This window comes from Pedobacter anseongensis (genome assembly GCF_037482965.1).
GTDB classification, from domain to species: domain Bacteria; phylum Bacteroidota; class Bacteroidia; order Sphingobacteriales; family Sphingobacteriaceae; genus Pedobacter; species Pedobacter anseongensis.
This window is the reverse complement of record NZ_JBBHKB010000001.1, coordinates 305,758-327,141: the sequence shown is the minus strand read 5'-3', so window position 1 is coordinate 327,141 and position 21,384 is coordinate 305,758. Positions and strand designations below refer to the sequence as shown.

At 37.2% G+C, this 21,384-nt stretch carries 21 protein-coding genes; 13 read left to right on the top strand and 8 right to left on the bottom strand.

Features of this window, described 5'->3' with window-relative positions; translation table 11 throughout:
• The first annotated feature begins 1 nt into the window (after window position 1).
• A complete protein-coding gene (locus tag WG904_RS01585) occupies window positions 2-859 on the top strand; it encodes an SPFH domain-containing protein (RefSeq protein WP_339577537.1) in 858 nt (285 codons plus the stop codon).
• A 121-nt stretch (window positions 860-980) separates the two neighbouring features.
• On the top strand, window positions 981-1,946 hold the full coding sequence (locus tag WG904_RS01580) for an acetyl-CoA carboxylase carboxyltransferase subunit alpha (protein ID WP_339577536.1): 966 nt from the start codon (window positions 981-983) through the stop codon (window positions 1,944-1,946).
• Between the two features lie 44 nt (window positions 1,947-1,990).
• On the opposite strand, the gene msrA is transcribed toward WG904_RS01580, so the two are convergent.
• Entirely contained in the window at window positions 1,991-2,590 is a 600-nt protein-coding gene (gene msrA, locus WG904_RS01575) for a peptide-methionine (S)-S-oxide reductase MsrA (protein ID WP_339577535.1), read from the bottom strand.
• Between the two features lie 134 nt (window positions 2,591-2,724).
• On the opposite strand from msrA, the gene WG904_RS01570 reads away from it, so the two are divergent.
• Window positions 2,725-3,687 carry an isopenicillin N synthase family dioxygenase gene (locus WG904_RS01570; RefSeq protein WP_339577534.1) on the top strand — a complete coding sequence of 321 codons (963 nt, stop codon included), beginning with the start codon at window positions 2,725-2,727 and terminating at the stop codon, window positions 3,685-3,687.
• Window positions 3,688-3,732: 45 nt separating this feature from the next.
• Here the strand turns inward: WG904_RS01570 and WG904_RS01565 are convergent, their stop codons facing one another.
• The 4 genes from WG904_RS01565 to WG904_RS01550 all read right to left on the bottom strand — a co-directional run bounded on the left by WG904_RS01565 (window position 3,733) and on the right by WG904_RS01550 (window position 8,209).
• Window positions 3,733-3,954 (bottom strand): zinc ribbon domain-containing protein YjdM, encoded by a 222-nt coding sequence (locus WG904_RS01565; RefSeq protein WP_339577533.1) that lies wholly within the window; start codon window positions 3,952-3,954, stop codon window positions 3,733-3,735.
• A 180-nt stretch (window positions 3,955-4,134) separates the two neighbouring features.
• Window positions 4,135-4,344 carry a helix-turn-helix domain-containing protein gene (locus tag WG904_RS01560; protein WP_339578606.1) on the bottom strand — a complete coding sequence of 70 codons (210 nt, stop codon included), beginning with the start codon at window positions 4,342-4,344 and terminating at the stop codon, window positions 4,135-4,137.
• A 429-nt stretch (window positions 4,345-4,773) separates the two neighbouring features.
• Window positions 4,774-6,591, bottom strand: a complete 1,818-nt coding sequence (locus WG904_RS01555; RefSeq protein ID WP_339577532.1) for a serine hydrolase domain-containing protein — start codon at window positions 6,589-6,591, stop codon at window positions 4,774-4,776.
• The gene (locus WG904_RS01550; protein ID WP_339577531.1) at window positions 6,578-8,209 is read right to left on the bottom strand and encodes an amidohydrolase; all 1,632 of its coding nucleotides are present in this window, start codon (window positions 8,207-8,209) and stop codon (window positions 6,578-6,580) included. Before WG904_RS01550 ends, WG904_RS01555 begins: the two co-directional genes overlap by 14 nt.
• Window positions 8,210-8,351: 142 nt before the next feature.
• Between WG904_RS01550 and mutL the strand changes: the two genes are divergently transcribed.
• From mutL to WG904_RS01510, 8 genes are all read left to right on the top strand, one after another.
• Window positions 8,352-10,190 carry a DNA mismatch repair endonuclease MutL gene (gene mutL / locus WG904_RS01545; RefSeq protein WP_339577530.1) on the top strand — a complete coding sequence of 613 codons (1,839 nt, stop codon included), beginning with the start codon at window positions 8,352-8,354 and terminating at the stop codon, window positions 10,188-10,190.
• 84 nt (window positions 10,191-10,274) lie between these two features.
• Window positions 10,275-11,003: a rhomboid family intramembrane serine protease gene (locus WG904_RS01540; protein WP_339577529.1), complete on the top strand. Its 729-nt coding sequence runs from the start codon at window positions 10,275-10,277 to the stop codon at window positions 11,001-11,003.
• Window positions 10,996-11,838, top strand: a complete 843-nt coding sequence (locus WG904_RS01535) for a rhomboid family intramembrane serine protease (RefSeq protein ID WP_339577528.1) — start codon at window positions 10,996-10,998, stop codon at window positions 11,836-11,838. The genes WG904_RS01540 and WG904_RS01535 overlap by 8 nt, the downstream gene beginning before the upstream one ends.
• Complete coding sequence (locus tag WG904_RS01530; protein WP_339577527.1) at window positions 11,838-12,944, top strand: endonuclease/exonuclease/phosphatase family protein; 1,107 nt, start codon at window positions 11,838-11,840, stop codon at window positions 12,942-12,944. Before WG904_RS01535 ends, WG904_RS01530 begins: the two co-directional genes overlap by 1 nt.
• Window positions 12,945-12,974: 30 nt before the next feature.
• Window positions 12,975-14,435, top strand: coding sequence for a cysteine--tRNA ligase (cysS, locus tag WG904_RS01525; RefSeq protein WP_339577526.1), 1,461 nt, complete (start codon window positions 12,975-12,977; stop codon window positions 14,433-14,435).
• Window positions 14,432-15,436, top strand: a complete 1,005-nt coding sequence (locus WG904_RS01520) for a M28 family peptidase (RefSeq protein ID WP_339577525.1) — start codon at window positions 14,432-14,434, stop codon at window positions 15,434-15,436. Before cysS ends, WG904_RS01520 begins: the two co-directional genes overlap by 4 nt.
• 36 nt (window positions 15,437-15,472) lie before the next feature.
• Window positions 15,473-16,327, top strand: a complete 855-nt coding sequence (locus WG904_RS01515; protein ID WP_339577524.1) for a nuclear transport factor 2 family protein — start codon at window positions 15,473-15,475, stop codon at window positions 16,325-16,327.
• On the top strand, window positions 16,261-17,202 hold the full coding sequence (locus WG904_RS01510; protein ID WP_339577523.1) for a glycerophosphodiester phosphodiesterase family protein: 942 nt from the start codon (window positions 16,261-16,263) through the stop codon (window positions 17,200-17,202). Before WG904_RS01515 ends, WG904_RS01510 begins: the two co-directional genes overlap by 67 nt.
• Here the strand turns inward: WG904_RS01510 and WG904_RS01505 are convergent.
• From WG904_RS01505 to WG904_RS01495, 3 genes are read right to left on the bottom strand one after another with little or no spacing between them, the layout of a single operon-like run.
• On the bottom strand, window positions 17,199-18,161 hold the full coding sequence (locus tag WG904_RS01505; RefSeq protein ID WP_339577522.1) for an AAA family ATPase: 963 nt from the start codon (window positions 18,159-18,161) through the stop codon (window positions 17,199-17,201). The two genes, WG904_RS01510 and WG904_RS01505, sit on opposite strands and share 4 nt — an antisense overlap.
• 5 nt (window positions 18,162-18,166) lie before the next feature.
• The gene (locus WG904_RS01500; RefSeq protein ID WP_339577521.1) at window positions 18,167-19,528 is read right to left on the bottom strand and encodes a peptidylprolyl isomerase; all 1,362 of its coding nucleotides are present in this window, start codon (window positions 19,526-19,528) and stop codon (window positions 18,167-18,169) included.
• A gap of 57 nt (window positions 19,529-19,585) precedes the next feature.
• Window positions 19,586-20,140: a hypothetical protein gene (locus WG904_RS01495; protein WP_339577520.1), complete on the bottom strand. Its 555-nt coding sequence runs from the start codon at window positions 20,138-20,140 to the stop codon at window positions 19,586-19,588.
• Window positions 20,141-20,272: 132 nt separating this feature from the next.
• On the opposite strand from WG904_RS01495, the gene WG904_RS01490 reads away from it, so the two are divergent.
• A complete protein-coding gene (locus WG904_RS01490) occupies window positions 20,273-20,773 on the top strand; it encodes a hypothetical protein (RefSeq protein WP_339577519.1) in 501 nt (166 codons plus the stop codon).
• A complete protein-coding gene (rdgB, locus tag WG904_RS01485; RefSeq protein ID WP_339577518.1) occupies window positions 20,770-21,342 on the top strand; it encodes an RdgB/HAM1 family non-canonical purine NTP pyrophosphatase in 573 nt (190 codons plus the stop codon). The genes WG904_RS01490 and rdgB overlap by 4 nt, the downstream gene beginning before the upstream one ends.
• Window positions 21,343-21,384: the final 42 nt, after the last annotated feature.

The following is a 21,384-nucleotide window of genomic DNA, read 5'->3' as shown; positions in this document are numbered from 1 at the left end:
AATGGAACAAGACTATAAAACCTCTATGACGAAGAAAATTATTAAGTATGTGGCAATCCTTGCTGGTGTTCTAGTGCTTTTTGTTGTGCAACCCTTTACTTACGAGAATATTGACGCAGGTAATGTGGGTATAAAAATTAATTTATACGGCTCGGATCGTGGGGTTGATAACATTACTATTGTTACGGGAAGGGTTTGGTATAATACTTGGACGACCAAAATTATTGAGTTCCCAACCTTTACCCAATCGGTAGATTACGATCCTTTTGTGGTAACCACCAAAGATGCGGCCGAATTTAAAGTAGATCCGAAATTAAACTATCACGTAAATCCAGCAATGGTGCCGCAAATTTATAGACAATACCGAAAATCGTTGACTGAAATTGAACAGCAGTTTATGCGCAATACCATTTACGATGCCTACCGTATTGTAGCCAACTCATTTAGTTCCGATTCGGTAATGTCTAATCGCGAGAAATTTGAAGATCGCATTCAAATTATCTTAACCAAAAACCTGAGTAAAGATGGTTTTGTTTACGATCAGTTAACTTCGGCAATTACCCCGCCAGAAAGTTTAAGGCAGATGATTGATGAGAAAAACGCATCGATACAAGCAAGATTGAAAGCAGAAAATCAAGCCAAACAAGCCGATGCAGAGGCAAAAGTTAAGGTGGCAACCGCAACTGGAGAGGCGCAAGCGCTATTGGTAAGGGCGAAATCTGAGGCCGAGGCGAATCGGTTAAGACAAGCATCGCTAACCCCAATGCTGATACAGCAAGAGTGGATTAAAAAATGGGACGGTAAATTGCCAACTACACAGGCTGGCAGTAATACCAGTTTAATGATGCCGATAAAATAAGTTGAATCATCATCCGATGAGTTTTTGCGCCATGCTAATTCTCATCGGATGACGAAAAGTTGAGCATATCTAACAAAGGTTGGAATCAATTAAATTAATTCCGTATTTTTGTTGCCCGCATATGGAACAGATCAAAACATCATTCGATTTCGAAAAACCTTTAGCTGATTTAATGCAGCAAATTGAAAAGGTAAAGCAAGTGGCTGATAAAACTAAAGTAGACATGTCGGCTACCTTAGCAGAACTTGATGAAAAAGTAGCTAAAACAAGCAAAAATCTTTACCATAACCTAACCGGATGGCAAAAAGTGCAAATGTCTCGCCATGCCGAACGGCCGCAAACTTTAGATTATATTGGCCTTATATGCGATGATTTTATTGAAATGCATGGCGACAGAACAGTAAAAGACGATAAAGCCATTGTGGGTGGTTTTGCTACCATTGATGGTCAAACCGTGATGATTATTGGTCACCAAAAAGGAAAAAATACCAAAGAACGTCAGTACCGGAATTTTGGTATGGCTAATCCCGAAGGCTATCGTAAAGCGCTACGTTTAATGCGCTTAGCCGAGAAATTTAATAAACCTGTAATTTCATTTATCGATACCATGGGAGCTTACCCAGGCTTGGAGGCAGAAGAACGCGGACAAGGCGAAGCCATTGCGCGTAATTTGCTAGAAATGTCGGTGCTAAAAGTGCCAATTCTTTGTTTTGTGGTAGGCGAGGGCGCATCAGGCGGAGCCTTAGGCATTGGAATTGGCGATAAAGTATATATGCTAGAGCATACTTGGTATTCGGTAATTTCGCCAGAATCTTGCTCATCAATTTTATGGAGAAGTTGGGATTTTAAAGAAAAGGCGGCCGAATGCTTAAAATTAACATCAGACGATATGTTTAAGAACAAACTCATCGATGGCGTGGTAAAGGAACCACTAGGCGGTGCGCATCAAAATCCAGAATTGATGGCGCAAACCTTAAAAAGGCAAATTTTAAAAGATCTTAAGGAGTTATCAAAAACCAATACCGATAAACTTATTGGTGCACGAATTGATAAATTCTGCAGTATGGGGGTAGTGGTTGAAGGATAGTACATTTTTACACCTCGCAGGTTCGCAACCTGCGAGGTGTAAAATTAATTTTTTAACTTCGCCTTAAATAATTTCTCTAATTTCTCCATTTTTGGTAAAATCACCAACCTGCAATAAGGCGCTTCGCCGTTTTTGAAGAAGTAATCTTGATGGTAATTCTCGGCTACATAAAAGGGTGCGGCCTTTTCAATTGCGGTTACTACCGGTTTCCCGAAAGCATTATCTTTATTAAGAGCAGCCTTATATTTTTCGGCTGTTTCTTTTTGCTCTGCAGTATGATAAAATATTACCGATCGGTATTGCGTACCCTCATCGGCACCTTGTCTGTTTAAGGTAGTTGGATCGTGACTTTTCCAGAAAACCTCCAACAATTCGTCGTAGCTAATTTTTGCTGGATCATATTCCATTTGGGTAACTTCGACATGGTTGGTGGTGCCCGTACAAACTTCCTCATAGGTGGGGTTGGGTACATTGCCTCCTTCGTAACCAGATTTAACATTGCTTACTCCATTTAAACGCTGAAATATAGCTTCTGTACACCAAAAACAGCCCATTCCGAAAGTGGCTTTTTGTAGTTTTTTTTGTTGAGCATTTGAACTCTGTAATGTGAAAAGGATTAAAATTAAGACGGTGATATAGCGCATGTTAGTAAAATTTATATTTTATAAGTATACGTAAAACAACAGCTTATAGTTTGTATTACCTAAAATGCTAACTATTATTTACACTTTATAAACATTAATTTCTAAATTTATACATTAAACAAAAATCAAATACTATGTCTACACCTTATATTCCGTGCCTCGATCTGGGTACTTATATTCATGGAAATGAAGAACAACGCAAAAAATTTTCAGACGAACTTGGAAGAGCTTTTAACGATTCGGGTTTTGTAACCATTACCAATCACGGGGTTAGTCAAGAATTAATTGATAAGTTGTATGCCAACATCAAAGCGGTGTTTAGTTTGCCTGTAGAGGTAAAGCGTAAGTACGAAAAACCAGAGTTGGCCGGTCAAAGGGGCTATACCAGTGCAGGAAAAGAAACGGCTAAAGGTGCAAAAACGGCCGATTTAAAAGAATTCTGGCAGATTGGGCAAGAAGTAAGCGATGGAGATCCGATTAAAAATGAATATCCCGATAATGAAGTGCTCGAAGAAATAGATGGGTTTAACGCAGTTACAAGAGAGATTTATCAAAAACTGGAAGAAAATGGTAAGCATTTGTTGCGTGCCATTGCTACCTATTTAGAGTTACCTATCAATTATTTTGATCAACACGTACATAATGGAAATTCGATTTTAAGGGGGATACACTATTTTCCGATAGACGATCCTGATTCGTTACCTGATGATGCTGTACGGGCTGGTGCACATGAGGATATAAACTTGATTACCTTATTAATTGGTGCAAGTGCCGATGGATTGGAAGTTTTAACCCGTAGTAACGAGTGGTTGCCAATAAAAGCGCATCATACCGATATTGTGGTAAATGTTGGCGATATGCTTCAACGTTTAACCAATAACAAACTCAAATCAACTACTCATCGTGTGGTTAATCCACCTCGTGAATTGATGAAAACTTCACGTTTCTCGGTTCCTTTCTTTTTGCATCCTCGAAGCGATATGGATTTAACAAGTTTGCCTTCAACTATTGATGCCGAACATCCGAAAGCATACAGCGATATGACGGCTGGAGAGTATTTAGATGAAAGGTTGAGAGAGATAGGGTTGAAAAAATAGCTTGTCAGACAAGAAATTTTACGAAGTCTTTAAGACTTCGTAAAATTATCCTTTTTTCAAGAATTCAGTTTTTAATACCACCCGCATTTTATCTGCCTTGCAGTCAACCTCTCTAGGATCATCAGTAAGCTTGATGTTCTTAATCACCATTCCTTTTTTTAAGGTGATAGATGTGCCCTTAACAGGTAAGCTTTTGATGAGGATTACCGAATCGCCATCTTTTAATTGGTTACCGTTACTGTCTTTTACAATTAATTCTTCTTGCATGATTATGGTTTTTGCAAAGGTAGGTTAATTCTTATTTATTTCCTTTTGGGGCTAGCATTAATTTAAGTTCTTCTATTTTGCTGTTCTTTCTTTTTACCTTTTTTCTTCAAGCTCCTCAATTCGTTTTTCTTGTTGAAGAATGATTTTTTGGAGCAATTCATTTTCTGTAAAGGTAATTGGCTATTCTTTTTCGGCAAGGCTTCTATTATCTTGCTCCTTGTTTAGAAATACTTCTAATGGTTTGCCTAGTATATCGGCAATTTGCTTTAGCCTTTCAATAGAAACCTTACTTTCTCCGGCTTCTATTTTTTGATAAGCGCTTTGGCCAATACCCAGTTCGTTAGCCATATAACTCTGTGTTAAGCATTTTTCGTCTCTGTACTTTCTGATTTCATTTCATTTCTGTTTTTGATAATTTATTTCTTTTGAGTGGCATAAATACAAGTTAATTACTTTTTTAGAAAGGCGTAGGAATAAAATTATTCCTAATACTAATAAATTCATTCCCATTTCAGATATATTCATTCCTGAATAATTCTTTACGCCAGTTAACCTACTTTAACTTAGTTGATAATAAATAATCAAAATAAAATTAAAATTTAAAACATGAAAAAAGTAAATTTACTCAGCAGAGCTGAGATGAAAAAAGTATTGGGAGGTACAGAGTTTAATCCCAACTGTGGATTAACGAATCCGTCGGCTGATTACAACTGCTGTTTATCAAACTCTGTTTATCACATAGGTGAGACATACCCATCGCCAAGTAGCCCCGAATTAAGGAAATTGATCAAAGGTTTGTTAAGTGCGGACTAAATTAAATTACTCCAATCCTTTATCCACCGCCTTAATAATCGCATCCTGTATCCTTGGACGGATATTCAATCTTCCTAATTGCTCGCTAACCGTTGGGTTAACACGATTAGATAAGAAGATATAAATCAAGTTTCTCGACGGATCTACCCAAACACCAATACCCGTATACCCAGTGTGTCCAAAGGTTTGTGGTGACGCTAAAGAAGAAGGATATTTTTTCGTCAAGTCTGGATCCCAGCGATCAAAACCTAAACCTCTTCGGCTCACATTAGATTGTTTGCTAGTAAACATTTCTACCGTTTCGGGTTTAAAATACTGCTCGCCACCATAGGTGCCTTTATTTAACATCAGCTGATAATAGATTGCCAAATCGTTCGAACTTGCGAATAAACCTGCATGGCCCGCAACACCACCTTTTAAGGCTGCTCCCTGGTCATGAACATAGCCCTCTAATAATGTCTTTCTAAATACTTTATCATCCTCAGTAGGTACAATTCTATCTTTATCAAAACGGTTTCGCGGTAAATAGCCAGCGGTATGCATTCCTAGTGGGGTATAAAAATTGTCCAATACATACTGGTCTTCAGGCTTTTTGGCAATATGTTCGACAATATCTTGCATTACATACATGCTTATGTCGCTATAAACGTAACTTCCACGCGTTTTTATCGGCGAGTTTAGCATTTTAGGCCACATGAAGTCGTTAAAGAACCCTTTTTTAACATAATAATTATCTGCAACTTTAGTTGGAAAAGCAGCGCTTGAATCTCGGCTATAGTCCCCTTCTTTAATGTAGTTGTGGAAAGGGATGTACGGAATAAATCCTGCCTGATGCAACATTACCTCACGCACATTTATGGCATTCATTGGTGTATTTCTTGCTTTGGCAATGTAAAAACCAATATTCGTATCGAGTTTTAGTTTGTTTTGTTCTACTAAGCGCATCACACTGGGTGTGGTTGCTGTAACTTTAGTAACTGAAGCCATATCGAAAATGTCGGTTACTTTATCCGGTCTTAAATTATCGTAGGTATGGTATCCAAAAGCTTTATTGTAAATTACTTTACCATCTTTGGCTACCAAAACCACCATCCCTGGTGCGGCTTTACCTGCTATACCTTCATTCACGATGTTATCAATTTCTTTCAGTTCTTCGGTATTTACACCAGCATCTTCAGGAACTGAATACTTTAAACGAATAACGTTTGTTCTGTAACCTGCGCCCACTTTGTATGTTGAAGAATAGGATTTGCTTAAGGTTTTTTGAGCCGCTATCCCCCCGAAAATTAGTTGCGGAATAACCATTGCCGATTCGGTATTAATCTGTGAAGTCCAGACAATTGGTATGTTCAATTGATCAAAAACAGCTAAGCTTTTGCCCTCACCAAATAGGGCTACCACTACCTCTTTGCTTTTGGCCATATTGGTAATGAAATGTAAATATTTTCCGCTGGTTGTCATCTCGTCGGTAAGTGCGATCACAACAGTAGTAAAATATTTTAAGTCGTCTTCTAGATCATTTAAGGTAGTGGAGTCTTTATATACACCGGCATCTATCGCTTTTACATCGGCATATTTATTCAATAAACTATCAAATTCTAATTGATAATTAAACCCTAAGTTAACCGAAGCAAACCGCTTATCGGCCAGGCCTGTAATAGGGATTAGCTTTTTTTGATTATTAAGCAACACAGCGCTTTTCGAAATGGCATTAATCGTTTTTAATCTATTTTCATTTTGTTTATGATCCTGAGCGCAAGCACTTAATGTGAATACTAAAATTAGGAATGCGGCAATTATTGTACTCAGTTTATTTATGTTCATATACTTTTTCTCCGTTTACGTATGTTTTTAATACTTTATTATTCAAAATCTGTGCCGAAGTGGCTTTCATGATATCATTTTCGAGCACAATAAAATCGGCAAATTTACCGATTTCAATACTCCCTTTTTCCTTTTCTTCAAAGTTGGCTTTGGCTGCCCAAATCGTCATCCCTCTTAAGGCTTGCTCGGCAGTTAATGCATTTTCCATTTGATATCCTCCAGCTGGATAATCTTTCGCATCTTTTCGAGCCGTTGCAGCAAAAAATGTAAACATGGGGTTAATTTGTTCTACCGGAAAATCGGTGCCTAATGGAATCCATCCATTTTCATTCATCAACTGTTTATAGGCATAGGCACCTTTTACCCTTTGAGGGCCTAAACGATCTTCTGCCCAATACATATCTGAAGTGGCATGGGTAGGTTGCACCGAAGGTATTATACTTGATTTTCCAAACAGTTTAAAATCGGCTGGTGCCACCACTTGAGCATGCTCAATTCTCCATCTTTTATCATTTTTTGCACCTAAAACCTGATTATAAATTTTTAGAATGGTACGATTTGCAGAATCGCCAATGGCGTGGGTACACATCTGAAAATTATGGTCGTTTATTTTTTTTGCCACTTCTTCGAAATGCTTTACTTCGCTTAATAAAAATCCGCTTTTTTGAGGCATATCGCTATAAGGATGCAACAAGCAAGCTCCTCTGGAGCCTAAAGCACCATCTGCATAAACTTTAAAGGCGCGAACATTTAGTCGATCGGTTTTAATAGCACCCCGTTTAAATAAATAATCGAAATTTTTCTCGGTATCAGATAACATCACATATAATCGCATTTTTAGCGTTTTCTGGGCTTGCAATTTCTCGATAAAATCTACCGCCTCGAAATCTAAACCGCAATCGTCTATGGTTGTTAAGCCCACAGCGAAGCAATTTTTTTCAGCATCAAGAAATATTTTTTCCGCTTGTTTTTCATTTGGTGATGGAATTTTATTTTGAACTAACCCAACCGCATTATCAATTAATAAACCAGTTAATTTTCCATTTTTTTCTACAATATCGCCCCCGGTTAAGGCAAAAGATTTACTTATGGCTGCTTCATCTAGTGCTTTTTGGTTAACCAGAGCAGCGTGACCGTCTATTCGTTCCAAAAAAACCGGTCGATCAGGAAATAATTGGTCTAATTTTTCTTTCGTTGGGAATCGTTTATCTGCCCAATCGTTCTGGTCCCAGCCCCTGCCAATTAACCATCCATCGGGATGCGTTTTGGCAAATTCGGTTAAGTGCAATACTACCTCATCCCAACTAGTAGTTTCCTTTAAATCGGCAGCTTGCAAGCTTTGTCCGTAGCCAAAAAAGTGTGCATGAGCATCTATAAAACCAGGATATACAGCCTTTCCGTGTACGTCTACTTCCTCGTTCGCCTTAAATTCTGAGCGAATATCGCTGTTAGTGCCAACGCCAACAATTTTTCCATCCTGAATAGCCATTGCCTCGGCCAAGTCAAACTTCTCGTTAACGGTATAAATTTTTCCATTATAGATAATTAAATCTACTTTTTTCTTGCTGCAACCCATTAAGAGCAGAAGAAATAGGATGAAGAAGGAGAATTGTTTCATTTTTTAAATATATAAAATATAGTCGGAATGTTTGAAAAGCACTAAAAAAATCCTAGTTAAGTCATTTAGTATCAATAATGTAAAAACAGGCTTAACGATAAGGCTAATTTTCGCTAAATTAGCGACCTTACGATAAGAATAAATGTCTGATATTATACAACTTTTACCCGATAGTGTTGCCAATCAAATTGCAGCTGGAGAGGTGGTGCAGCGACCTGCATCGGCGGTAAAAGAATTGCTCGAAAATGCAATTGATGCTGGTGCAGATAAGATTCAATTGATTATAAAAGATGCTGGAAAGGCATTAATTCAAGTGATCGATAATGGTTGTGGTATGACTATAACCGATGCTCGGATGTGCTTTGAGCGTCACGCTACTTCTAAAGTGCGCAAGGCGGAAGATCTATTTGCCATTCGTACCATGGGTTTTAGAGGCGAAGCCATGGCTTCGATTGCTGCTATTGCCCAAGTAGAGTTAAAAACGAAGCGACATGAAGATGAGGTCGGCACCCTAATCCAGATAGAAGGTGCTAATTTTATTAAACAGGAACCGGTTGGCACTCCAAATGGGAGTAGCATTTCGATTAAAAATCTTTTTTATAATACCCCTGCTAGACGTAATTTTTTAAAGAGTAATCCTGCAGAAATGCGTCATATTATTGATGAATTTCAGCGTGTAGCGCTTGCGAAACCTAATATCGCTTTTAGTTTACATCACGATGGCGTGGAAATTTACCGTTTGCCCGCATCGGCACTAAAACAGCGAATTGTTCATTTATTCGGAAATAATTATAATCAAAGATTAATTCCGGTTGAAGAAGAAACCACTATTATTAACCTTAAGGGGTATATTGGTAAGCCAGAATTTGCAAAAAAAACAAGAGGTGAGCAATTCTTCTTTGTGAACGATCGTTTTATCAAGGATGCCTATTTAAATCATGCAGTTAATAAAGCGTACCAAGAACTTTTACCTGATGATAATTTTCCTTTGTACGTATTATTTATCGATATCGATCCAGCAAAGATTGATGTAAATGTGCATCCAACGAAGACAGAGATTAAGTATTTGGACGAAAAATCGATTTATGCCATTATTCATTCGGCAGTGAAAAGATCTTTAGGACGCTTTAACATTACCCCAACTATCGATTTTAATCAAGAAACAGGATTTAACCAGATGATAAGTCCACTTGCCCATGAAGATATTGTACCGCCAAGTATAACATTTAACCCAGAGTTTAATCCATTCGGACAAAGCAAATCGTCTCCGAAAGAACCTGCTTATTTAAGAAATCACGGAAATGCAGGAACCAGTACGCAAAATTGGGGTTCATTATATGAAGTTACGCAAACTAAACCTGCTCAGCAGGTTTCCTTGCACGAAACTTATCAAGAAAATCAATTTGAACCTTCACAGAAACAATTTATGCAGGTGCACAACCGTTACATTGTTTCACAGATTAAATCTGGTGTAATGGTAATTGATCAGCAAGCGGCGCACGAGCGGATTTTGTATGAACGATTTTTACTTCATTTAGAAGACCGGAAAGGGGCTTCTCAACAAAGTTTATTCCCTCAAACGGTAACATTGAGTCCGAACGACTACGAATTGGCAAAAAATTTACTCGATGATATTAAAAGCTTAGGCTTCGAAGTACGTGAATTTGGTAAAAATACGTTAGTAATCGAAGGCATTCCGGTAGATTTGGGGAGTGCAAATATTAATGAAACTCAACTATTTGAACATTTAATTGAAGGATATAAGAACTCACAACAAGAGCTGAAATTAGATAAAAGAGATTCATTAGCAAGAAGTATGGCAAGGAATAGTGCGATTAAAGCGGGTACCTCTTTGGGGCAACAAGAAATGAATACACTAATTGAAGAACTTTTTGCCTGCAAAACCCCTAACTTTAGCATTAATGGAAAACCTGTAATACAAACGATTACTTTGAATGAAATTGCACAGCGATTTAGCTAACAGTCTGGAGACGGGAGTCATTAGTCTTGAGTCTAATTTTGTAAAACTAACCAACTAATAAACGAGAAAATCAAACAACAAAATATGAATAACCTTACGCCAGTTGTAAAGAATCTGCTAATAATTAATGTTATATTCTATTTGGCTACACTATTCTTTCAAAATCAAGGTATAGATTTAGGAAGCATTTTAGGAGCACATTATTTTGACTCACCGAAATTTGGGATATGGCAACCCATTACCTACATGTTTATGCATGGAAGCATAGGTCATATTTTTTTTAATATGTTCAGTCTCTTTATGTTTGGGCCCATTCTCGAAAATCATTGGGGAGCTAAGCGATTCATCAATTTTTATTTACTTACAGGTTTAGGTGCATTAGCATTACAATGGGGGGTGCAGGCATTCGAGCTTTATCAATTAACAGGTCATGTTATAAATCAAGGAAATTTGCCCCTAGATTTGTTTGCTCAAGAAAGGTATAACCCACAACTCTTTTCAGCAGTTGATTCTGGTAAAATAGCTTCTGTCTACTTCAGCACAATGGTTGGTGCTTCGGGAGCTATTTTTGGTATTATGACAGCCTTTGCCGTACTATACCCAAACATGGAACTGTATATTATGTTTCTACCTGTACCCGTAAAAGCTAAATATTTTATTACTGGCTACATCGTTATAGAGTTAATCTCTGGCGTAAGTAGGGTAGAAGGCGATTCGATTGCCCATTTCGCTCATTTGGGTGGGGCATTAGTAGGCTATATTTTGGTTAAGTATTGGCGAAATAAAACAACATATTTCGATTATTATGAATAGAGGATTGTTGCACGATTTGCATCTAAAGTTTTTTAAGTCTGGGAGTCCAGCCATGTTATATATAGGTATTAACGTACTTATATTTATTTTGGCATCTTTGCTTGGCGTTTTTGCCGTATTTGCTGGAAATAGGGGTTGGGCCGATTTTCAAATTCAAACTTACTTTGCATTTCCTGCAGATTTAGATAGTCTACCAACTCGTTTTTATACTCTCTTAACTTATCAATTTTTTCATGATGGCCTTTTCCATATTTTATTCAATATGTTATGGCTATACTGGATTGGGCAGATATTTTTAGATTTCTTAAAACCCCGTCAGTTTCATTTCGTTTATATTGGTGGAGGCATTTTTGGAGCATTGTTTTTTATGTTACTTTTTAATTTTGTTCCAGCATTTTCTGCCCAAAAAGCTACCTTAATTGGTTCTTCGGCAAGTGTAATGGCAATTTTAGGAGCAACTACCACCTTGGTTCCCGATTATAGTTTCAGACTATTATTAATTGGAGAGGTTAAATTAAAATATCTCGCTTTAGCTTATGTTTTTCTCGATATTTTGGGAACAGCAGGTGATAATGCTGGTGGAAGTATTGCTCATCTTGGAGGAGCTTTATTTGGATTTATTTTTATAAAATTGCTGCAAAATGGAAAAGATTGGAGTACGATCTTTAAACGGAAACCCAAACTAAAAGTAGTACGAAATAAAGCGCCAGAAAAAAGCGAGATCTTTGTAAATCAAAAAGATATTGATGCCATTTTAGATAAAATTTCTAAATCGGGCTATGATCAACTAAGCAAAGAAGAAAAGGAGACTTTGTTTAAGGCAAGTAAGAATTAATGAAGACGAAAAGGATAACCATTTTTGATAAATTAATGTTCTTAATTGCTTTGGTAATGGCAGTCGGAATGTTTATGGGAATAAGAGCAGGGGTTAGCGATCCGAGGCAGCATATGGTTTTTGCTTTTTTTGGCCTTGCTTATCCATTTTTTCTTTTAGGTAATATTTTATCGTTAGTTTATTGGATAATACGAACAAAATGGGCAATTGTAGCGGTAACTGTGGTTGTAATTGCTTATGGTGGGCACACCTTAATCGCTACTTTCGGTTTCTTCGGCAATCAGGGTGAACTACGAAAGGAAGATGAGTCTCTGGTTCGAGTAATGACATATAACGTCCACAATTTTACCCCATATGGTGAAGAGTTGTCGCTCTCAATGAAAGAGAAGATGCTAAATGTAGTAGCCGAACAAGCACCAGATATCGTGTGTTTTCAAGAATTTTATACTCGAAAAAAAGGACCTTACGACATTGTTGACAGCTTAAAGCGCTTACTCAATGTGAAGTATTATTATTTCATACCTACTATGAAAAGTGAAAGAGAATCTATCGGAATGGCTATTTTTTCTCGATTTCCAATAAGGGATTCAGGACGAATAGATTTTAAGGGCGTAACTGGAAATATGAGTGTTTTTGTTGATTTACAGATTAGGAACAAAGTAATTAGGGTGTATAACGTGCATTTACAATCGATTTCTTTCGGAAGTGAAGATTATAGCTATATCGATCAGGTTAAAGATATGGACGCCAAAATGGGTTCCTCAAAAAGAATTGCTAGAATGATAAAGGGTGCATTTAAGAAACGTAGCGAACAAGTTGATGTCATGAAAGCACATATGGCCAGTTGCGAAACGCCTTTTATTGTTGCGGGCGATTTTAATGATACTCCTGCATCCTATGTGGTAACAAAAATGACAGATTCATTAAATAATGCATTCATTATGAAAGGCCAAGGATTTGGTAAAACTTATAATGGAAAATTTCCAAACTTTCAGATAGATTATATTGCAACGACCAAAAATATCGACGTAATTAACTATAAGATTATTGAAGCGAAGCTATCCGATCATTTTCCGGTGCGAAGCGATCTTCGACTAAAAAACTAACCATCTAATTAACAAATCATCGAGATTACCATGATACAAAACCTTCAATTATATAATACCATTTCACGGAAAAAGGAAAAATTTGAACCCCTAAATGCACCCCATGTAGGTATGTATGTATGTGGGCCAACGGTTTATAGTGATGTGCATTTAGGTAATTGTAGAACATTTATTTCGTTCGACTTAATTTTTAGATACTTAAAGTTTAGTGGCTATAAAGTTCGCTATGTACGTAACCTAACCGATGCTGGCCATCTGGAGGGCGATCGAGACGAAGGGGATGATAAATTTGCAAAAAGAGCAAAACTTGAACAGCTTGAACCCATGGAAATTGTACAAAAGTACACCCTGGGGTTTCATGAAGTAATGCGGATGTTTAATACGTTACCACCCAGCATTGAACCTACGGCAACGGGGCATATTATTGAGCAAATTGAGATGATAAAAACCATTATAGAAAATGGTTATGGCTATGAAGTAGATGGAACGATTTATTTCGATGTAGAGAAGTATAGTCAGCAATACAATTATACGGTGTTAACCAATCGTAATTTGGAAGATATGCTTGCCAATACTCGTGAGTTGGGCGGACAAGACGATAAGCATGGCCGGTTAGACTTTGCACTATGGATAAAAGCGAAACCAGAAACCTTAATGCAATGGACATCTCCATGGGGTGCTGGATTTCCAGGATGGCATATCGAGTGCTCTGCAATGAGTGCGAAGTATTTAGGTCGAGAGTTCGATATCCATGGCGGTGGATTAGATTTAGCGGCTACGCACCATACCAATGAAATTGCCCAATCAGAAGCCTGCAGCCATCATCAACCTGCTAAATATTGGATGCATACCAATATGTTAACGGTTAACGGTACACGAATGTCTAAATCTGCTGGCAACGGTTTTTTGCCTGGCGAATTGTTCACAGGTAACCATCCTTTGCTGAAAAAAGGATATAGCCCGATGACGGTTAAGTTTTTTATGTTGCAAGCTCATTACCGTAGTACGTTAGACTTTTCGAACGAAGCTTTAGACGCTTCGGAAAAGGGGTTCAGAAGGCTAATGAGCGCAATGAATTTATTGTCAAAATTGGCTCCGAGCGAACAGAGCGATTTCGAGATCGACGCACTTCGTGTAAATTGTATAAATGCAATGAACGATGACTTTAACAGTCCGATAGTTATTGCCGAATTATTTGAAGCAGTTCGCATCATTAACACGGTTTATGATGGCGCCGCAAAGATTTCTGCTGTAGAATTAGATAAATTAAAGGCCTTAATGATTGATTTTGTATACGATGTTTTTGGCCTAAAGGACGAAGAAAGCAGTAATGTTGAACTGAATAGTGTATTAGAAATGGTAATTGCGTTACGAAAAGAAGCGAAAGAAAATAAAGATTATGCAACCTCTGATAAAATCCGTATCGGTTTGCAAGAGATGGGGATACAATTGAAAGATAGTAAAGACGGCACCACTTGGAGTAAAATATGATGAATAAAATGAGTAAAAAATATATCCTTTTTATTGCGATTTTAATCGGCATCGTGCTGGCTTGCAATTCTGATCAAAAGCAAACTTCAACAGACAGCGAAAAACAAAGTACAGTAACCTTAATTTCTCCAGATTTTAATGCCGATAGTGCTTTTGCCTACACAAAGGCCCAGGTTGATTTTGGACCTCGCATCCCTTCTACCTTGGCACATTCGAAATGCGCAACGTATTTACAACAAAAATTGAAGTCTTTTGGTGGTGATGTATTTGTGCAACAGGCTGCCGCACAAACCTACGATGGCAAAACACATCAATTAAAAAATATCATTGCTGCTTTTTATCCCGAAAAAAAACAGCGCATCTTAATTACTGCTCATTGGGATGCTCGTCCTTTTTCTGACCAGGATGCCGATGAACTTAATAGAGATAAACCTTTTGATGCAGCAAATGATGGTGCAAGTGGTGTTGCGATAATTTTAGAAATGGCTCGCCAGATTGAACGTAAACAACCCAACATTGGGGTCGATTTTATTTTATGGGACATTGAAGATTATGGCAAGGCAAATGATGATACACCGCATGAAACTACGTGGTGTATTGGATCTCAGTATTGGGTAAAAAATCCACCCGTAATTGGATATAAACCCCTTTATGCAATTAATTTAGATATGGTTGGGGGCTCAAATGCGCAATTTGCAATGGATGAAGTGTCTAGACACTATGCGCCCACTGTGGTGCAAAAGGTTTGGGGCATTGCCAATGAGATTGGTTTTTCTAAGTACTTTATCAACCAAAATTCCGGTAATCTAATAGACGATCATTATTGGGTAAATCAAGCAGGTATCCCTTGTATCGATATTATCGATTTTACGGACGCAACTGGTTTTTATAAAAATTGGCATACCCAATTCGATAACTTAAACAACATTGATCGTAACACGTTAAAAGCAGTAGGACAAGTTGTATTGGAGACAGTTTATCGCGAAAAACCTGCAGCTTAATGGTATTTGTTGGTATATTCGTTAAATATTTAAAAAATGAAGAAAATTGTTTACACCTTATTTGCATGGTCTATTGGTTTTTCTGGCTATGCCCAAAAATCTGATGGTTCAGCTAAATCGTTAGCTGCTGCTGAACTCGCATTTTCAGCTAGTGCATTAAAGAATGGAACAAATGCAGCATTCACTTCTTTCGCTGCACCAGATGCGGTTGTTTTTAGGCCAAATGCTGTTAATGCGCGTAAATTTTATAGTACTGCGCCCGATATGAAAAATTTATCCTGGAAGCCAAGCTACACGCGAATGTCGAGGAGTAGAGATTGGGGCTTTACCACCGGCGCCTATATGGTAGATGGAGAGCAAAAATCATACGGACAATATGTGTCGGTTTGGAGGGGAAATAATGGGAATTGGGAACTTATTTTAGATATGGGTGCCGAATCTAATAAGCCGTTGAAACAGGTAGTTCCAACGGTGATTGAGCCGAAAGACAAGTTCTCGCCTGTTTTTGCAACCGAAAAAGATCTTAAAACCAAAAGAGATATTATCTATACAACAGAAAAAATATTAAACACTACCTTAAAAACCTACGGACCTACTGCATTTTCTGGCTTTTTGAGTGCCAATTCTCGTTTGTTGTTTCCAGGTACTGAACCTGTTTTAGGTAAAGAAAATATCCAAGCCTTTAATAACAGGATGATCGATAAGATTAATCTAAAGACAGTAGCAGCAGATAAGGCATTGGGCGGAGATCTTGCTTATTCTTATGGTGTAGCTACCATCGATTATAAGACTGATTTACGCGAGAGTTTTAATTATTTGTACATATGGGAACTTCAGCCCGATTTTACTTGGAATATTCTGGTACAAATTTATACGTTGGCAGAGCGTTGAGAAAACTTACACTTTTAATTGTTGCCCTGCTTGTTGCATTTAACAGCTTTGCACAACAAAAATTCGATGTACAGGGCAAGGCAGGTTGTCGTGGTATTATGCCCGAAAATACGATTGCTGGAATGATAAAGGCTATTCAATTAGGGGTTACCACTTTGGAAATGGACGCAGTAATTTCCAAAGATAAGCAGGTGGTGTTGTCGCAAGAACCCTATTTTAATCACGAAATTAGCCTATCTCCCGATGGAAAGCCAATTTCCTTGAAGGACGAAAAAAAGCATAATATCTATAAAATGAATTATGCAGAGATTAAAAAGTTTGATGTTGGCAGTAAAACTCATCCCCGATTTCCAGGACAGCAAAAATTTAAGGCCTATAAACCACTGCTTTCCGAAATGATCGATTCGGTAGAAAATTACATTAAATTGTATCGCTTGGCAAAACCTGATTATAGCATCGAGACAAAATTAATCCCAAAAGGAGATAATGTGTTTCAGCCCGATCCAGCTACTTATGTAGACTTAATTATGACTATCGTAAAGAAGAAGAAAATAGAAAAGAGGGTAATCATTCAATCATTTGATGTACGAACACTTCAATATTTACACGAAAATTATCCTAAAATTAGAACTTCTTTGTTAATTGACGAAAAGGAGAATTTTGAAAATAATCTTAAAGAGCTGGGTTTCAATCCAACAATTTATAGCCCATATTCGGTTTTGGTTGGTAAAACATTGGTTGATAAATGCCATGCTTTGGGCATTAAAATTATTCCATGGACTCTTAACTCAACGAAGGATATTACCTATTTAATGAAATTAGGGATAGATGGGATCATTACCGATTATCCCAATATAATGGGACAGTTAAACTAAAACAAATCCTTAATGATTTGTTCAATGGATAGGCCTTCAGCTTCTGCCCTATAGTTACGTACAATACGGTGACGTAAAATGGCTTCTGCAACGGCTTGTACATCTTCGATATCTGGAGCATATTTACCTGAAATGGCAGCATGGCATTTAGCGCCTAATACTAAAAACTGAGAAGCACGAGGACCAGCACCCCAACTTACATAGTTATTTATTGCTGCCGATGCTAATGGGGTATTTGGGCGAGTTTTAGCAGCTAAGGTAACAGCATATTCTAAAACGTTATCGGTTATAGGAATGCTACGGATAAGTTTCTGAAAATATTGGATTTCGCTTGCGTTAATTACCTTCTCAAGGGTAACCTCACTATTGCTAGTGGTGTTTTTAACAATCGTTAATTCATCAGCAAATGTTGGGTAATCTAAGAAAATGTTGAACATAAAACGATCTAACTGCGCTTCCGGGAGCGGATATGTTCCTTCTTGTTCAATGGGGTTTTGCGTAGCCAACACAAAAAATGGCTGCGGTAAGCTATGCGTTTGACCGGCGGTGGTAACTGCTTTCTCTTGCATGGCTTCTAACAAAGCCGCCTGCGTTTTTGGAGGTGTACGATTAATCTCGTCGGCCAAAATGATATTCGAAAATATGGGTCCTTTTATAAATTTAAGATGACGATCCTCGCCTAAAATTTCGGCTCCGATAATATCGCTCGGCATTAAGTCGGGTGTAAATTGAATACGGTTAAAAGAAAGGTCCAATACACTCGATACAGTTTGCACCAAAAGTGTTTTCGCTAAACCTGGTACGCCTACTAATAGACAGTGGCCGTTACTAAAAATAGCAACTAATACCGATTTAATAACCTCATCTTGGCCAATTACAATTTTGCTGATTTCTGACTGGATTTTCTTGAAAGACTGATGCAGGGCATCAACAGCTTTTACCTCATTTTCGAATTGCATGCAACTTATTTCTTTTCGTTTTTAAACCAAAGTTTCAATTCGTCGCAGGTAGCAAACTCTTCATCAATTTTAATATAGGTAGTTTCTTTGCGTTTTTCGAACCATTCACTTACAATGCGATCTTCTTTTTCTTTCTGCGCACGCTCTTTAAATTTTGGATAATCTTGTTCTAGATTTCCTTTATGAGGTGGAATTTTCGATTTAAGGAAAAAGATTTTGTAACCTTCTTTTCCTTGTTCAGGAGTCGAAAAGGCAACGGGTTTAGAAATTTCTCCAACTTTCATGGTATCAATCACCACAAAAACACTCGGATCTAATTTTTCAACCGGAATAAAGGTTGTTCTAGCCGTAACGTTATCAGCATATAACATCATGCCTCCGTTGTATTGTGTTTCTTTATTGTCTGAAAAGTTGGATGCTGCATAGGCAAAAGGCATTTTATTTACCGTAATGTCTTTATAGATACTATCTGCTTTTAAATGCAATCGGGTTAAACTCTCAGGCGTAGTTTTTGGTCGAATTAGGATGTGACGGGCATGAACTTGCTCTCCCCTGCGTTCGATTACCTGTAGGAAGTGATAACCTGCTTCGGTTTCGAAAACCGGAGATAGTTCTCCTGGTTTTAATTTAAAAGCCCATTGTGTAAATTCTTTAAACATTTGGGAACGATCAAAAAAGCCTAAATCTCCACCTTCAGATGCAGAACCCGGATCTTCTGAATAACTCTTTGCTAAAAACCCAAAATCTTGACCATCTTTAATGCGAGTTCTAATTTCTTCAAGTTTATCGTAATACTTTTGTTTTTCGGCCTTGTTTAATTTAGGATATAAAACAATTTCGCCTACTTCTACCTCAGTACCAATATCGGGCAAACTATCTTTTTGATAGGTTTCGAAATATTTCTTAACCTCTAAAGGCGTAACACTAACGTTTTCTGTAATTTTTGATTGCATCTTGTTTGCAATTAAGCCTTCTTTAACGTCAGGTCTCATTTCGTCTTTATATTGCAAAACAGATTTGTGTAAAAACTGCTCTAATTGCTCTTGACCGCCCATACGTTGGATCTGATAACGCATACGCTTGTCTAATTCATCATCAACTTGGGCTTCTTCAACCACAATCGAGTCGATTTCTGCCTGTTGTTTTAAAAGTTTTTGAATGAGCATTTGCTGCAAATAAATGCATTTAATGCGGTCATCGGCCGGATTACCTTGATTTAAATAAAAGCCATATTGCTGGTTCAATTCAGATAATAGGATAATATTGCTACCTACTACTGCAACTACTTTATCTATCGTTTTCTTTTGTGCTTGTACATTCATAAACAGGCAAATTAATGCAAAGCTTATGTATAGAGATTTCTTCATTCTAATTGTTCAATTGTAATTATTTGCAAAGTTACTATTATTCGTGTAAGTATTTAGCTACAGCTTGGCTAACTTCCTTAACTCATCGTTATTAATCTTTACCGGGTATTTTGTTCTTAATAATTTTATCCATTCGTTTTCTAGATTTTGCTGATAGTCTGCAATTACTTGCCCCCTCACTTCATCAAATCCTTTATTCGCATAATTCGATGCGTTTTCACTGTAATATTCACGTAACTTACTCTCGTTGTCCCAAGCCTTACTCCAGATTTTTCGCTCAGAAACGTTAAACATTAGTACTCCCTCACGGTATTCATTCATAATGTACGCATATTCCAAATTTTTCGGGGATGTTTTTCTTTGTGCTTTTAATGCATTTTCATAGCCATTAATTTCTGCTTTATACGCTGTATCTGCATCTAAGCCCATAGATCTAGCGTCGAGAACTTTTAATTTAAAGTTGACATAAAGTTCTAGGTAAGATGATAACTCAGGATAGGATGCATTTGCTACACCACCATGATTTTTTTTATATACCCACATAAACTCCTTGCTGCTTATCGATTTTCCATTTACTGATGCAACATTTTGTGCAAAAGCAACGAAATTCAAACCACACAAAATAAAAAGGCAACAGACTTTTCTCACAAAAGACAACAGCTATATAGTTTTAATGGATAAAAATAACAATTTAAGGCACTATAATAAGATATTTAACTAATTTTAACAGAAATTTTTTCTGTTATGGACACCCAACTTACAAGTAACGCCGAAGCCTTACGTTTATTTTTTACTGAGGATATTTATTTGGTTACCGAAAGTATAGCGATTGACAAAATAGTTAATGGGTTGGATGTGGTGGAATTTAAATTTTTAGGTAAAAACCAAAAGAATGTTTTAATTCTGGTGAATGATTCCCTAAATGATGTAAGTACCGAACAGGGAAAGAAATTATTAAGGAAATTGCTTAAGGCAATTAATTTAACTAACAATGATTTTGCTTTAGTTAATTATGCAGATTACACCTCAGCAAAATATAAAAAATTAGAGTCTTTCTTTGGCTGTAGAATTATGATTGCATTTGGAGTGGAGCCAATGGAACTTGATTTACCAACCCACCCAATGCATCAACTTGTTACCTACAATGAGGCTAAACATGTATTTGCGAAAAATCTACATGAGTTGGATTCTGATTTAACAAGTAAGAAAATTTTATGGGCAAGCCTGCAACAATTGAAGATATGAAGCAATTAGTTTTTGCTACAAATAATATACACAAAACCGAAGAAGTTAAAGCCTTATTGTGGCCGAAATATCAAGTACTAAATCTTACTGATATTGGTTGCTTAACCGATATTGCAGAAACTGGAACTTGTTTTGCTGAAAATGCAACGCTGAAAAGTAGTTATGTACACCAACATTTTAAGCTAGACTGTTTTGCAGATGATAGCGGTTTAGAAGTGCAAGCGCTAAACAACGAACCTGGCATTTTTTCGGCAAGGTATAGTGGTTCGAGAGGAGACGAACTTAACTTAAACTTTCTATTAACGAAAATGCAGGGCATAACCAATCGTAAAGCTAGATTTAAAACCATAATCTCGCTAATAAAAGATGGAAAGAACTACCTTTTTGAAGGAGTTATCTATGGAGAATTAAGAACTGAACCGATTGGTAAGGAAGGATTTGGCTACGACCCCATTTTTCAGCCCGATGGTTATGCAGAAACTTTTGCGCAAATGACGATGGAGAAAAAAAATGAAATTAGTCATAGGGCTTTAGCCATGAAGAAATTGATTGCGTTCTTGAAGGTTTGAGCATCATTGCGAGTTACGAAGCAATCTACGTACTTAATTATA